Origin of the sequence: Exiguobacterium sp. s129, assembly GCF_018617585.1 — a bacterium.
Lineage (GTDB): Bacteria > Bacillota > Bacilli > Exiguobacteriales > Exiguobacteriaceae > Exiguobacterium > Exiguobacterium aestuarii_A.
This window is the reverse complement of sequence record NZ_JACSKL010000010.1, coordinates 76,096-89,503: the sequence shown is the minus strand read 5'-3', so window position 1 is coordinate 89,503 and position 13,408 is coordinate 76,096. Positions and strand designations below refer to the sequence as shown.

At 48.9% G+C, this 13,408-nt stretch carries 17 protein-coding genes, 2 tRNA genes and 1 rRNA gene; 13 read left to right on the top strand and 7 right to left on the bottom strand.

Annotation, left to right across the window (positions count from 1 at the left end):
* The 4 genes from rrf to KNO92_RS11660 form a co-directional block, all read left to right on the top strand.
* Positions 1-87 (top strand): 5S ribosomal RNA (gene rrf / locus KNO92_RS11675); the annotation flags it as partial.
* A gap of 186 nt (positions 88-273) precedes the next feature.
* A complete protein-coding gene (locus KNO92_RS11670; RefSeq protein ID WP_214761462.1) occupies positions 274-1,032 on the top strand; it encodes a GNAT family N-acetyltransferase in 759 nt (252 codons plus the stop codon).
* On the top strand, positions 1,032-1,970 hold the full coding sequence (locus KNO92_RS11665) for a coiled-coil domain-containing protein (protein ID WP_214697100.1): 939 nt from the start codon (positions 1,032-1,034) through the stop codon (positions 1,968-1,970). Before KNO92_RS11670 ends, KNO92_RS11665 begins: the two co-directional genes overlap by 1 nt.
* Before the next feature lie 81 nt (positions 1,971-2,051).
* Complete coding sequence (locus tag KNO92_RS11660; protein ID WP_214697098.1) at positions 2,052-2,243, top strand: hypothetical protein; 192 nt, start codon at positions 2,052-2,054, stop codon at positions 2,241-2,243.
* 83 nt (positions 2,244-2,326) lie between these two features.
* On the opposite strand, the gene KNO92_RS11655 is transcribed toward KNO92_RS11660, so the two are convergent.
* A complete protein-coding gene (locus KNO92_RS11655; RefSeq protein WP_214761460.1) occupies positions 2,327-2,704 on the bottom strand; it encodes an HIT family protein in 378 nt (125 codons plus the stop codon).
* A 50-nt stretch (positions 2,705-2,754) separates the two neighbouring features.
* Here KNO92_RS11655 and KNO92_RS11650 point away from each other — a divergent pair, with 50 nt between their 5' ends.
* Positions 2,755-3,396 carry a uridine kinase family protein gene (locus tag KNO92_RS11650; RefSeq protein ID WP_214697094.1) on the top strand — a complete coding sequence of 214 codons (642 nt, stop codon included), beginning with the start codon at positions 2,755-2,757 and terminating at the stop codon, positions 3,394-3,396.
* Here the strand turns inward: KNO92_RS11650 and KNO92_RS11645 are convergent.
* Positions 3,381-4,163, bottom strand: a complete 783-nt coding sequence (locus tag KNO92_RS11645) for a sporulation protein (protein ID WP_214761458.1) — start codon at positions 4,161-4,163, stop codon at positions 3,381-3,383. The genes KNO92_RS11650 and KNO92_RS11645 overlap by 16 nt on opposite strands.
* A gap of 138 nt (positions 4,164-4,301) precedes the next feature.
* Between KNO92_RS11645 and KNO92_RS11640 the strand changes: the two genes are divergently transcribed.
* The 7 genes from KNO92_RS11640 (at position 4,302) to KNO92_RS11610 (ending at position 7,740) form a co-directional block, all read left to right on the top strand.
* A tRNA-Met gene (locus KNO92_RS11640) sits at positions 4,302-4,378 on the top strand.
* 25 nt (positions 4,379-4,403) lie between these two features.
* Positions 4,404-4,480 (top strand) — tRNA-Met (locus tag KNO92_RS11635).
* A 103-nt stretch (positions 4,481-4,583) separates the two neighbouring features.
* Positions 4,584-5,033 carry a tRNA (adenosine(37)-N6)-threonylcarbamoyltransferase complex ATPase subunit type 1 TsaE gene (tsaE, locus tag KNO92_RS11630; RefSeq protein ID WP_214697091.1) on the top strand — a complete coding sequence of 150 codons (450 nt, stop codon included), beginning with the start codon at positions 4,584-4,586 and terminating at the stop codon, positions 5,031-5,033.
* Positions 5,030-5,686 carry a tRNA (adenosine(37)-N6)-threonylcarbamoyltransferase complex dimerization subunit type 1 TsaB gene (gene tsaB / locus KNO92_RS11625; protein WP_214697083.1) on the top strand — a complete coding sequence of 219 codons (657 nt, stop codon included), beginning with the start codon at positions 5,030-5,032 and terminating at the stop codon, positions 5,684-5,686. Before tsaE ends, tsaB begins: the two co-directional genes overlap by 4 nt.
* Positions 5,679-6,140: a ribosomal protein S18-alanine N-acetyltransferase gene (gene rimI / locus KNO92_RS11620; RefSeq protein WP_214761456.1), complete on the top strand. Its 462-nt coding sequence runs from the start codon at positions 5,679-5,681 to the stop codon at positions 6,138-6,140. Before tsaB ends, rimI begins: the two co-directional genes overlap by 8 nt.
* A complete protein-coding gene (gene tsaD, locus KNO92_RS11615) occupies positions 6,137-7,159 on the top strand; it encodes a tRNA (adenosine(37)-N6)-threonylcarbamoyltransferase complex transferase subunit TsaD (protein WP_214697073.1) in 1,023 nt (340 codons plus the stop codon). The genes rimI and tsaD overlap by 4 nt, the downstream gene beginning before the upstream one ends.
* A gap of 14 nt (positions 7,160-7,173) precedes the next feature.
* Entirely contained in the window at positions 7,174-7,740 is a 567-nt protein-coding gene (locus KNO92_RS11610; protein WP_214761454.1) for a hypothetical protein, read from the top strand.
* A gap of 42 nt (positions 7,741-7,782) precedes the next feature.
* On the opposite strand, the gene KNO92_RS11605 is transcribed toward KNO92_RS11610, so the two are convergent.
* Positions 7,783-8,766, bottom strand: a complete 984-nt coding sequence (locus tag KNO92_RS11605) for a zinc-binding dehydrogenase (protein ID WP_214761452.1) — start codon at positions 8,764-8,766, stop codon at positions 7,783-7,785.
* A 113-nt stretch (positions 8,767-8,879) separates the two neighbouring features.
* On the opposite strand from KNO92_RS11605, the gene KNO92_RS11600 reads away from it, so the two are divergent.
* Entirely contained in the window at positions 8,880-9,743 is an 864-nt protein-coding gene (locus KNO92_RS11600; protein ID WP_214761450.1) for a LysR family transcriptional regulator, read from the top strand.
* A 32-nt stretch (positions 9,744-9,775) separates the two neighbouring features.
* On the opposite strand, the gene KNO92_RS11595 is transcribed toward KNO92_RS11600, so the two are convergent.
* From KNO92_RS11595 to KNO92_RS11580, 4 genes are all read right to left on the bottom strand, one after another.
* Complete coding sequence (locus tag KNO92_RS11595; protein WP_214761448.1) at positions 9,776-10,066, bottom strand: putative quinol monooxygenase; 291 nt, start codon at positions 10,064-10,066, stop codon at positions 9,776-9,778.
* 86 nt (positions 10,067-10,152) lie between these two features.
* Positions 10,153-10,815 carry a type 1 glutamine amidotransferase domain-containing protein gene (locus tag KNO92_RS11590; protein ID WP_214761446.1) on the bottom strand — a complete coding sequence of 221 codons (663 nt, stop codon included), beginning with the start codon at positions 10,813-10,815 and terminating at the stop codon, positions 10,153-10,155.
* Between the two features lie 154 nt (positions 10,816-10,969).
* A complete protein-coding gene (locus KNO92_RS11585) occupies positions 10,970-11,377 on the bottom strand; it encodes a hypothetical protein (RefSeq protein WP_214697056.1) in 408 nt (135 codons plus the stop codon).
* Complete coding sequence (locus tag KNO92_RS11580; RefSeq protein WP_214748835.1) at positions 11,374-13,275, bottom strand: ABC-F family ATP-binding cassette domain-containing protein; 1,902 nt, start codon at positions 13,273-13,275, stop codon at positions 11,374-11,376. Before KNO92_RS11580 ends, KNO92_RS11585 begins: the two co-directional genes overlap by 4 nt.
* Positions 13,276-13,408 lie beyond the last annotated feature (133 nt).

Genomic DNA, 13,408 nt, shown 5'->3' with positions numbered 1-13,408 from the left:
GTTCCCATGCCGAACACGGAAGTTAAGCGTCTCAGCGCCGAAAGTAGTTGGGGGATCTCCCCCTGTGAGGATAGGACGTTGCCAGGCAACAACAGAGAGGACGACCGAGCATACGCTCGGTCGTTTTTTTATTTCATTGAAACTTAATCCCTTCTTTTTCGTACTAAGTATGAGAAAGAGGGGATTGTTTTGTATATTCGTTTAGCCACTTTAAAGGATATTTCGAGGATTACAGAAGTTTCAACTGCAAGCTTTCGACAAGAGGCAGACACCTTGCAGTTACCAGTAAGAGATTTGAATGTCGAGCCTCCTGGATACGACAATGAACCAATGACACACTATTTGATCGAAGAGTTGACAACCTATGTGACGGAGCAAGACGGTAAACTTGTAGGTGGCATTGTGCTTACATTGACAGGGGAAGACTATGCACGAATCGATCGTGTTTTTGTACATCCTGATGTTCAAGGGCAAGGAATCGGTAAGGCATTGATTCATTACGTGGAAGCTGAGTATCCACATGTACGAATTTGGGAGCTAGAAACATCAACTCATCAAAAGAGAAATATTCGCTTTTATAAACAGTTAGGATTCCAAGTCGTGTATGAGTCGGATGATGAAGTATGTTTTGTCAAACGAACAAAAGCAAAACCGAGTACACATTGCTTTGAAGAACGGTCATGTGAAGGATGGCAGGCGTACGGGGTAAACGCGAGTCATTTGGCAGTGACGAACAGTAACATTTCTTTATTTGATGCGAGTAACTGTAATTTCAGTCAAAGTCGTTTTCGGAACATTAATTTCCGCGACAGTAAGTTCAGTGACTTGAATTTGTCAGGTTCACAATTCAATTTTGTAACGATGCAAGAGAATGAACGTACTATTCAAATGCATCATTCGAATCTGAGAGGTGCTACATTTAATCAATGTGACCTGACGAATGCGACGTTAACAGGATGTGACATCAAAGGTATGAAGATAAATGGTATTTCAATTGACACCTTGATCAGTACAAAGAGAGGAGAAATGTAATGGAAAACCTTGAACAACTCCAATTAGACCTACAACAACGTATCGCCGAACGCGATCGACTTGTTCGCAAACAAAAGACACTTGAAAAACAATTAAAGGAACATGAAGCGGTACGGAAAGAATTGTTGAATACATTTACGAAAGAACAGCGTGATGTTTACGATCTTGAAAATTTTTCGCTCGTCAATACGTGGCGGAAGTTACGAGGCACGTTTGATGAGCAACGCATAAAGGAAGTAGAAGAAGCTGCTCGTGCCGAACTGAAATTGCGCGAACACGAGAAGATGATTGATGAATTGACGCTCGAGCATCGAGATTTACAAGAACAGCTCGAGAGATATGAAAGCATCGATACGGAGTGGGAGACTTTCCTCGAAACAAAAGAAGCTCACCTCACAAAAGATCCAGTTGTTCGCCGAGACCTACATGATCTCACCAATCAACAAGCTAAGACGAATGAACTTCTCATCGAATATCGAGAAGCCATTGTTGCGGGTAAAGCAGCACGAGCAACGATTACGAGGACGCTAAAGCACTTAGACAGCGCCAAAGGTTGGTCGACATATGATACGTTCTTCGGGGGAGGTTTGTTTGCGACGGCAATGAAACATGATGCGCTAGATGCTTCCGAGCAAACGATGCATGAATTACAATCTGCATTAGAACGTTTCTCCCGTGAATTAGCAGATGTCCAAGAAATTGTTCAAGAATTGCATGTCGATCGAGGTTCACTCATTCAGTTCGCAGATTACTTTTTAGATGATATTTTTTCAGAATGGACGATGCATGGGCGAATCAATGATTCATTAGATCAAGTGAACGGACTGGATAAGGAAATCAGTCAGCTGATTGCTCGTATGACGATACAAGTGGAACAGTTAGAACAGAAACTTGAAGAGACTGAAGAAAAAAGAAGACAGCTCATCCTAACGCGATGAGCTGTCTGTCGTAAGAGAACAAACTGAAGAGGTTCATGATGTAGCAGATTCGTTTTCTTACTTGAAAGGAGAAACGCACGGATGAATAAATCAATCGCATTTCTCATTAGAGGAATGGGAATCACAGGTGCCCTACTCGTATTATCGATTCCTTTTTTCTTTAACCCTCCTATATCGACCACACTTAAAGTGGTCAGTCTTGGATTATTGATGATTTTCATCATTTTCGCTGCATCAACCATCAGACTTCGGAAACGGATGGAAGATGAATGACGCGTTCTATCGTTACAGGTGATCCAAAGTAGGCGCGAGCGTTTGATTCACCTACATGAGGTCAGCTAATTCGGAGTGCTCGTTCATTTCGGTCGTTTTAGCCAATGCCGTAGTCCTTTCCCTGCGTGAGGACCTGCCTCATAACGCGGAATGACGTGCAGATGGGCATGAGGAACAGTTTGGTTTGATGCCGTGCCGACGTTCCAACCGAGCGTGTATCCATCAGGTTGAAACGTTTGATCAAGATGTTCCTTCGCCTGATGAAGTAATTCGTATGTATGTTGCCACTCTAAAGGCGTTAAGTCGAATGTCGTCGCGCGGTGTGCTTTCGGGACAATCACACCCGAGCCAACGAGGACATCTTGCTCGTGGTCATGCATAAGAAAGTAACAAGAGTCATTCTCGGCAATAATAGTTTGATGTGGATCTAGTGTCGGGTGACAAAATGGACAAGTAGACATGAGATAGGTGCACTTCCTTTCTATATTAAGTGTACCAAAGGGGGAGAATCATGGAACGACTCATCAATGAAATCGTGCAAAATGTGCAAACAGGAAAACGAACGCTGATTGCGATTTCCGGACATGGGGCAGCAGGAAAATCGACGTTGGCCGAAACATTACGGGAACAACTCGGTGATATAAACCTGCTTCACACAGATCCATACATCATCGATTCACAGTTACGGAAACAAACGATCCTCACATATCAACACGATGGAAAAACCCATCATTATAAGATGACGGCGTGTCATCCGGCTGCGCATCATCTGCTGTCACTCGAGCGTGACGTTCTTATGATTCGAGAGGGAATCGGCTTTTACACCATCGATGTCTCATATTTAGAACGTACGTGGATTGACCCGAAAAAAATGATTACGATTATTGAGGGCATGAGTGTCGCATTTTTGGATCTCTCTTCTTTTGACCAGTCGATTTATCTTTATACGGACGGAGAGACAGAATTTAGACGCAGAGCGAATCGTGATATCCAGGAACGAGGAATGGAAATGGATTACTTACGCGCTTCGCATGACGAGCGACGTCTTCAATATGAGTTGTTCATGCATCCGTATCGACATCACTTCCAAACCATCGTCAATATGAGTGGGAATATGATTCAAATTGAAAAAACCGCTCACGAGGAGCGGTGACTGCGTAGCGTATCTTGAATACCGAGACCGAGCTGTTCTTGCTCACGTTCGAGTTGTTCCCATGTGAGGGAGCGGTGGCGCAATTCGACGTCAGTCGCCATCGACTCGAGCGTTCGCTGTGTTTCGATGTTGTCGAGCCAGTAGTAGAGGTCAATCCCGTCTTCATGCAGACGCCAAAATGATTTGACGACCTCAAACTCATCGGCCCACTCACCGACCGGTTTGAACCCATACTTTTCGACGAACGGATAAGGACGCTCTTCTCCGAGCGGGTCAATCACGTTCCGAACAAACATCGGTTCAAGTCCAGCATGAGCCGTTGCGTCGAGCAATCGTTTCAGTTCAGGCATTGGTTCGATTTCAATATGTTCAATCACGTCAAACCAGACACGTTTCATGTCCTTGTCCCATAACGTCGCTTCCACGCTGTATGGGGCTCCAGCAGACGAAGGGGCATACATCGTCAATTCGAATGAGAACGGAACGTCTTCCTTCGCACCAGGTTCTAGTACGACAGTGAGTGGAATCGGAATTTCTTGAATGTCGGCTTCTCGATTGAATTCATTTCCTTCCATAGTGATGTCTTTAAATGTCGTCAAAAAGTTGAGTGTCAGTTCTTGTAACCGGACGACAGTCGTCGTCGGGTTGGATACGTGCAGGGTCCCGGTCACTACCTGCTTCGGAATGAGTGATGTCGGGTCAAACGTGATGTCGGCTTCGATCTCCGAAAAGAACCATTTCTTGAATCGGTTTCCCCATTTGGACATGGCGGTCGCGCCCCTTTTCTCTAAATTCTATGCTGTTATACCTGTTCCCGATTCTATTTTTCAAAAAACATTGAGAAAAAGGTTGCTTTTTATAACTGTCTCACTTATTATAGAGGATGTCGAAACAATTCAAACCATCGCGGGGTGGAGCAGTCTGGTAGCTCGTCGGGCTCATAACCCGAAGGTCGTCGGTTCAAATCCGGCCCCCGCAACCAATTTTTATTTAATTTCATATGTCGTCGCGGGGTGGAGCAGTCTGGTAGCTCGTCGGGCTCATAACCCGAAGGTCGTTGGTTCAAATCCAGCCCCCGCAACCAATTTTTAAATGAGATAGCGAAACGATAGCGTTTCGTGTTTTTTTTTGCTTAAAATGAAGTGTACAATGAGTACGTATGAGAAGTGATAAAAGGAGAACCATTCATGTATACATTGATTACGCATTCTGCGGTGGAAACGCAGGCAGTGGCAGAACGTTTGGCTACGCTCGTCGAAGCAGGAACGGTCATCACGTTAAACGGTGACCTTGGTGCCGGCAAGACGACGTTCACACAAGGGTTCGCAAAAGGACTCGGTGTCACACGGAACGTCAACAGTCCGACATTCACCATTATGAAACAATACAAAGGGCGCTTGCCGCTCTATCATATGGATGTCTATCGACTCGAGGATACGGGGGATGACATCGGTCTTGAGGAATATATCAACGGTGACGGTGTGGCCATCGTAGAGTGGTCGAACTTGATCGAGTCTTCTCTTCCGGAAGAACGCTTGGCGATTACGATTGAACGAGTCAGTGATGAAGAACGAAAATTGACACTCGCTCCAACGGGTGAGCGTTACGTTCAAATCGCCAAGGAGGTGCTCGCATGAAGCAATTGATGATTGATACCGCGACGACACGTTTATCTGTCGCATTAAGTGAGGCTGGAGAAATTCAAGCCGAAGCGACGGTCATGGTCTCGAAAAACCATGCGGTCACACTCATGCCGATGATTGAACAACTCATGGCAGCTGTGAAATGGACTCCGAATATGCTCGAACGCATCGTTGTCACGACAGGTCCTGGGTCGTACACGGGAATTCGGATCGGGGTGACGACAGCGAAGACACTTGCTTATACGTTGAACATCCCACTAATCGGCGTGTCCGCCCTTCAACTCATGGCAGCAGCCCCGAATACGGACTTGCCCGTCGTCTCGTTGATTGACGCGCGACGCGGCAACGCCTATATCGGATATTATCAACAGAACAAGGCACTGACACACGATCAACATGCGTCTGTCGCCGACTGGCTACGACTGAATATCCAAGGACGTTTCCTCGTCGTTGGAGATGTTGAACCGTTCCGTGACGTGTTGAGTGAATATGAGTATGTCGAAGCGCCGGCTGCACATCGTTACGGCCGCGCGAGTGATTTGGTCGTCTTTAGCGATGAGACGAGCGATGTCCATGCGTTTGAGCCAGAGTATTTGCGACTCGCTGAAGCGGAAGCGAAATGGTTAGAGGGTCAAAACAATGGCTGACGTTAAAATTCGTCGAATGACGTGGCTCGATGTCGAAGAAGTGACGAAAGTCGAAGAAGCGTCGTTCTCCATTCCGTGGACAAAAGAGGCGTTTATGAACGAGATGCTTCGAAATGAACAGGCAATTTATTTTGTCGCGGTCCATGACAAACGGGTCGTCGGTTTTGTCGGAGTATGGCAAATCGTCGACGAAGGACATATCACGAACATTGCTGTCTTACCTGAATTTCGTGGGCAAGGGATCGGTAATCAACTGTTAGCGGAACTTGTCGCGTTTGCCAAGTCAAAGGGGCTTGTCGGATTGACGTTAGAAGTCCGCGTGTCGAATGTCGGGGCGCAAAAACTATATGAACAGTTTGGGTTTATGCAAGCCGGACGAAGAAGACGCTACTATCAGGATAATAATGAAGACGCCTATATTTATTGGGCGAAGTTAGGAAGTGACTCAGAATGAACACATCACTGATTCTCTCAATCGAGTCGAGCTGTGACGAGACGTCTGTTGCGCTCGTCAAAGACGGGAAGACGCTATTGTCGAACGTCGTCTCTTCTCAAATTGAGAGCCATAAACGATTTGGTGGCGTCGTCCCTGAAGTGGCGTCTCGTCATCACGTGGAGCGCATCACGTATGTCATTGACGATGCGTTGAGCGAAGCAGGCGTGACGATGGAAGATGTCGATGCGGTCGCGGTCACACAAGGACCGGGTCTCGTCGGTGCCCTTCTCGTCGGCATCAGTGCGGCCAAAGCATTGGCGTTCGCCCATCAAAAACCGCTCATTGGCGTCCATCATATCGCGGGACATATTTACGCGAACGAACTCGTCGAAGAGATGGAGTTCCCACTCGTCTGTCTCGTTGTCTCAGGTGGACACACGGAGCTCGTCTATATGCCAGAACACGGTGTCTTTGAAGTCATTGGTGAGACACGTGATGACGCGGCGGGTGAAGCGTATGATAAAGTCGCACGCACGCTCAGCCTCCCATATCCGGGTGGTCCGGCAATTGACCGCTTGGCAGCGGTTGGGGAAGATACGTACAACTTCCCACGCGTTCGCCTTGAACCGGGTAGCTTCGACTTCAGTTTTAGTGGATTGAAATCATCGGTCATCAACGCTGTACACAATGCAGAGCAACGCGGGGAGACGGTCATTCCTGAAAACTTGGCAGCGAGTTTTCAAGCAAGTGTTGTCGAAGTGCTTGTTGAGAAAGCGATTCGCGCTGTGAAAGAAAAAGGAGCGAAGCAATTGCTCGTTGCCGGTGGTGTCGCGGCAAACCGTGGACTCCGAGCCGCGCTTCAAGAAGCCACTGCTGCTGAAGGAATTCAACTTGTCATTCCACCACTCGATCTTTGTGGAGACAATGCCGGCATGATTGGGGTCGCGGCACATCACGCGTATGTGCGCGGGAAGCGCGATACACTAGCGATGAATGCGGTTCCTGGGTTATCCTTAGAAGAGAGCATGACAGTCTAGGGGGAAATAGAGACATGACAAAACGCATCATCATTGGAGGACTCATCGTACTACTCGTCGTCGCGACGTTTTTACAAGTACGAGAAATCATCCGCGCTTACAATATCGCCTATCAAGAGGAAATTGTGCCAGAAGAGACACGAGTGAAGTCGTTGACTGGAGAAGAGTCATTAAAGGGTATTGGTCGTGTGACCGGAGAGAATACGCTCATCGAGTCATTGTATGGTTACACAAGTGTCATCGACCAAGAACCAGAGCGTGTGATCGTCGTTGATCGCAATCTCGGTGTTCAGCCAAAAGCGAGCGATGCTTACTATGAAATTGAGCGGGGTCGCGAGGCAACAGAAGAAGAGGCTGCGAAGTTTGATGATTTGATCGATGAGCTCGACGAACAGCAACTGTTCGCACAAGTCATCTCGACACACGAAGCACGCTATGTGACGAATGACGAAAAATCGTTGACGTTCTATAAAGTGTTCACACGTGACGTCGATACGAACGAGGCGGTCTTCTTTATCGCTGAGGACGGGACGAAGCTCGATTTCCATACGGTAGGATTCCAACCGTTACGATACTTTTAAGATAAAGAGAGGCCAGCGTATTAAAAACGCTGACCTCTTTTTTCATGCCTTCAAATTGGCAACGATCTTCCCGACGACATGTCGGTCCGAGAGTTCGACCAACTTCTTCGGGATATCCGCAAATGGAATTGTCTCTTGAATCATCGGTTGAATCTCACCCGCTGCAAGCAGTTCGAGCATGTGCGTACCGATGCGGACGATGTTTGCTTCGCTCACACGGTCTTGTTGATGATGAATCGCATTAAGTGCGACCTCATGGTAGGAGATGACACGTGTGAACGGTTTGATGACACTCATGTCAGGGGCTCCTGCGATATGGGCGATGTGTCCGTTGTAGGCGATGACTTGGAGGGAAGCGGTCGCCGTCTCCCGACCGACGGGATCGATGACGGCGTTGACACCGTGACCGCTCGTCAGTTCCATCACCCGTTGTTGCCAGTCTTCCGTATTGTAGTCAATCGCCTCGTCAGCTCCGAGCTGTTTGACCCAGTCATGGTTACGCGCTGAAGCGGTCGTGATGACACGTTTTCCAAGATACTTCGCCAGCTGAATGGCAAAGCCACCGACACCACCGGCACCCGCGTGAATGAGGATTGTATCGATTGCATTCATCGGAAGTTTTTCAAAAATGGCTTGGTACGCTGTGAATCCAGCTGTCGGTAAAGCGACTGCATCAGCGAACGAGATCGATTCTGGAATCGGGACGACCATGTGCGCCTTGGCACGTGTGAACTCGGCGAAGCCACCCCATTCATTCCAGTTGCTGTGGTAGAGGACACGGTCACCGATTTGTACGTTCGTCACGTCATCCGCGACAGCGGCGATCGTACCCGCGACATCGAGCCCGAGGACGTGAGGGTATGACCATTCGGGTTTGCCATTGGTAGCCGTTTTATAGTCGACTGGGTTGAGCCCTGCATATTCTCCCTCAATCAATACCTCACCGGAGCGAAGCGTCGGTGTATCGACCTTCTCGATTTGCATCGTCTGCCACGTGTTCGGTTCATGTAGTAATAAAGCTTTCATCTAACATCCACTCCTTATAAATTTATTTATCGATTGATGATTTAAACGTTATTTGTCTTATGATTTAATGCCTTTTATACTGAAGGTAACGAATACAAAAGGAGTTTACACAGATGATTGATTTTGAATGGTATCGCAGTTTTATCCACGTGTACCAGCAACGTTCCGTGTCGGCAGCGGCGCGTGTTCGCTTTTTGACCCAACCGGCTGTCAGCCAACATATCGCCGCACTCGAAGCAGAACTCGAAACGTCCCTCTTCACACGGGCACCACGTCAGATGATTCCGACGGATGCGGGGAAGGAACTATACACGCAAGTGGTCGGCTTGATTGACCGTCTCGAGGAACTATCGCTTGAGATGAAATATGTCTCAGGGGAACAACCGCGTCCTGTCCTCAAGTTCGGTGGACCGACCGAGTTCGTCACACATGAGATTATACCCGCTTTGCCGCTTGATGCTGCACAGTACATCGCAGATTTTGGAATGACAGCAGATTTAATCAAACGCTTAGCGGACGGGGAGCTCGACTTTGTCATCGCGACGAAGCGAATGGAGGAGCCAGGGATTCAATACGTCCCGATTGCCGACGAATCGTTTTTGTTAGTGGCGCCGAACGATTGGGAAATCCCAACCGATGAGTTAAAAGATTGGATGGATCGTCAGCCGTGGATCAGTTATGGACTGGAGCTTCCCATCATCCGTCGTTACTATCAGACACAGTTCGGGGAACGCCCAGACATCCGTCCGGAGATGATCTTACCAAACGTCGACGCGATTCTTGCGGCAATCGAATCGAAGTGTGGGATTAGTATCTTACCGAACTATTTGATTCGACACGCACTCGAGCGAGGAAGCGTTCAAATCGTAGCACCGGAGCGTTTTGCGACGAACGTCATTTACCTCGCGCATCGGACCGAGTCGAAGCATGACCCCGTCATCAACCAAGTCATCCGAGCGCTGCAGGATGCAAAATGAAGTAGGACCCATGAGGGCCCTACTTTTTTCGATTAATGTACATTAAGGTCTTCTAAAAATTGGACATCGCGACTAGCGAGAAGTGCCTCTGCTTCTTTGCGATACGTTTGATAGTGGGGTGAGGCGATATGCGCATCGAATGCCTCCTTGTCGGCCCACTTTTCGTAAAAGACGAATGCGTCCGGGTTGCCTTCGACACGGTGTAACGTATAGAAGACACAACCTGCCTCCGCGCGTGATGGGGTGACAACTTGACGTAAGTGTGTCTCGAGCGCGGACCTGAGACCAGGCTTCGCTTGAATTTGAGCTAAGATGGTAATCATCTTCATTCCTCCTCATCTATAAAACCCGCCTGTTCTCAAACAGGCGGGTCGTTCTCTTTCATCGATTGGCAACGAGAAAGAATTGATTAGTTTAACGTGTTGATGACGGCTTTTGCGACAGCAACGGTCGATTGTGGATTTTGGCCTGTTACCAAGTTTCCATCGACTTGAACGTTTTCTGTGAAGTTGTCTGCGAGCACGATGTTCGCACCGAGTTCACGAAGACGCGTTTCAAGTAGGAACGGCATGTAGATATCAAGACCTGTCGCACGTTCTTCTTCATCCGTGAACGTCGCAATCGTTTTACCGTTCACGAGTGGTGTGTCGTCAGACAATGTCGCACCGACAAGACCAGCGGGACCGTGGCAGACGGCAGCAACCGTTTTACCTGCTTCAAATAGTGAACGGATCGCAACATTCAACGCTTCGCTTTGTGGAAGGTCGAACATCGTTCCGTGACCACCTGGCATGAAGATGGCATCAAATTGATCGAAGTTGGTGATCGTCTTCAAATCAATCGTATCTTCGAGAAGGGGAGCCGTCGCTTGAATATCAGCAGGTACTTCTCCTTCTAAACTGCGTGCGTCGATTGGAGATTGACCACCGTTCGGGCTAGCGACCGTGATGTCATATCCTTGTTGTTTGAATTCGACGTATGCCTCACCAAACTCGGATAACCAAAGTCCAGTCGCGTGACCTTCCTTCATTTCTTTTGCGTTCGTCACGACCATTAATACATGTTTACTCATCTGTCATTCCTCCTAAGAAATAATCCGTTGTTTCGGTACGTGACTAGAATAACGCGCACTCTAACGAAAAACAAATTAAGAAAAAACACCTTATCTATAAATAAATTTATACATAAACGAAAAAGCCGTCCTCTTCAAAAAGAGGACGGACTGTTCAGGCTTTCGGTTGTCGATAATTCTCTCGGTGCCACGTATTGACGCGGCTCACGATGAACACGAGAAGGGCGAGGATCCACATGAAGAGCGTCTCTTCATAGAAGTGGGCCCACACGGATCCCGGCGCATAGAACGTATGAACGGTCACATCGACCGGCCAGACTACGATACGGATGAAGAGTGTGCTCATGAGCAGGCCACTGAAAAGGCTGAGTAGAATCCCTGGCCACGTCTGAATGATGAAGCCGATCACGACCGGTAAAAAGTAAAAGAGAATAGACGGGACGATCGTTGGCTCCCCACGGATGAGTTCAGATACGAACTCGGTCCCGGTTGGTACGATATAGGCCAGTCCCGTGAGAAACGCTTGAATGAACTCGATTCGCATGGCACGTGTACGCATCATGTATGGAGTTCCTCCCATTCCGCATAAAGTGCGGTGATGGATTCTTTCGCTGCGTCCGATTCGGTCGACAACTCCTGGGCACGGGCGAAGTCGTTGAAGACGTCCGGCTCACAAAGCAACTGTTCAATCTCGTCGAGGCGATTTTCATGTTGCTCGATTGCCAGCTCAATCTCTTCGATGCGCTGTTTGATGCGGCGCTCTTCCCGTTGTTGTTCCTTATCGGCACGCTGTTTTTTCACGACGACCTGCTTCGTCTCTTCACGGGCGAGTCGCGCGAGTTCTTCGAGTTCTTCTTTCTTCTCGACGTAGTACGAATAGTCACCGAGATACTCGTCGATGCCGTTCGGCGTGATTTCTAACACACGCGTCGCGAGACGGTCGATGAAGTAGCGGTCGTGCGAGACGAAGAGAATCGTACCTGGATAGTCGAGAAGGGCGTTCTCTAAGATCATCTTCGAGTCGAGGTCCAAGTGGTTCGTCGGCTCGTCCAGGATGAGGAGGTTCGGTTGCTCGAGCTTCAGCTTGGCCAACGTGAGTCGTGCGCGTTCGCCACCTGATAATTCATGGACACGCTTCATGACGTCATCGCCGCTGAAGAGGAACTGTCCGAGAAGACTCCGCACTTCTTGCTCGCGCATAAGTGGCCAGTCGTTCCAAATCTCGTCGATGACACGGTTCGCGTCCGACAAGTTCTGCTGCTCCTGATCGTAGTAGCCAATCTCGACGCCGGTCCCGTAGCGGATATCACCGGTAAGAGCGGCTTGTTGTTTCGTCAACACTTTGAGAAGTGTCGACTTCCCGACCCCGTTCGGACCGACGAGAGCGACGGATTCCCCGCGCTGTAGCTGGAAACGGAGATTTTGGGCAATCGGTTCTTCATACCCGATGGCGAGGTCACTCGCGCTCAACACATCGTTCCCGCTCTGTCGTTTGATGGAGAACGAGAGGACAGCACTGCGTTCGTCACCGTCCGGAGCATCGAGACGGTCGACTTTCTCCAGACGCTTCCGTACGCTTTGCGCCCGTTTCGTCGTCGTCGCTCGGGCGATGTTTCGCTGAATGAAGTCCTGCATTTTGGCAATCTCTTCTTGCTGCGACTCAAACTGCTTCTTCTCTTGTTCGTAGAGAGCGGCCTTCTGTTCGAGATACTTCGTGTAGTTCCCGACGAAGCGGCGGCTCCGATGACGCGACAACTCATAGACGACCGAGACGACGCGGTCGAGGAAGTAGCGGTCGTGGGAGACGATGAGGACGGCACCTTTATAGCCGCTCAAGTACTTCTCAAGCCAGGCGAGCGTCTCGATGTCCAAATGGTTCGTCGGCTCGTCCAAGATGAGCAGGTCAGGACTTTGAAGGAGCATCTTCGCCAAGGCGAGACGCGTCCGTTGTCCACCAGAGAGCGTGTCGATCCGACGCTCGAAGTCGTCCGGATAGAAGCGCATCCCGTGAAGGACCGAGCGGATCGTCGCTTCATACTGGTAACCGCCGCGCTCTTTAAACGTGTGCTGCTCTTCATCGTAAGAGGAGAGGAGACGTTCGTAAGCCGCAGCGTCATTTAGGATTCGTTCGGAGCCCATGTCAGCTTCCATGCGACGGAGCGTCTTCTCTTGCTCAATCAAGTCCGTGAAAACGGTGAGCATCTCGTTCCAGATCGTCTCGTCGGATTCGAGCCCTGAGTCTTGGGCGAGATAGCCGATGGTGACGTCTTTTGGCTTCATGATGTCCCCGGAGTCATAGTTGTATTCACCGGCGATGACTTTCAAAAGCGTTGACTTCCCAGCCCCGTTTCGGCCGACGAGGGCGACGCGTTCGCCTTCTTGGATTTCGAGTTTGACGTTTTCTAAAATCGGCTCGACGCCGAAGGATTTGGATAAGTTATTGACTTGCAGTAGGATCAAGTGAAAAAACCCCTTTCTCTCTATTTAGTATACTGTATTTTTCAGCGATTTTAGGTATATTCGTTGAGTGGTCATGTGAATTCGTTTACAATCAAGGTGTATGAAATTCAGATTCGTTTGTAACGTGTCGTAA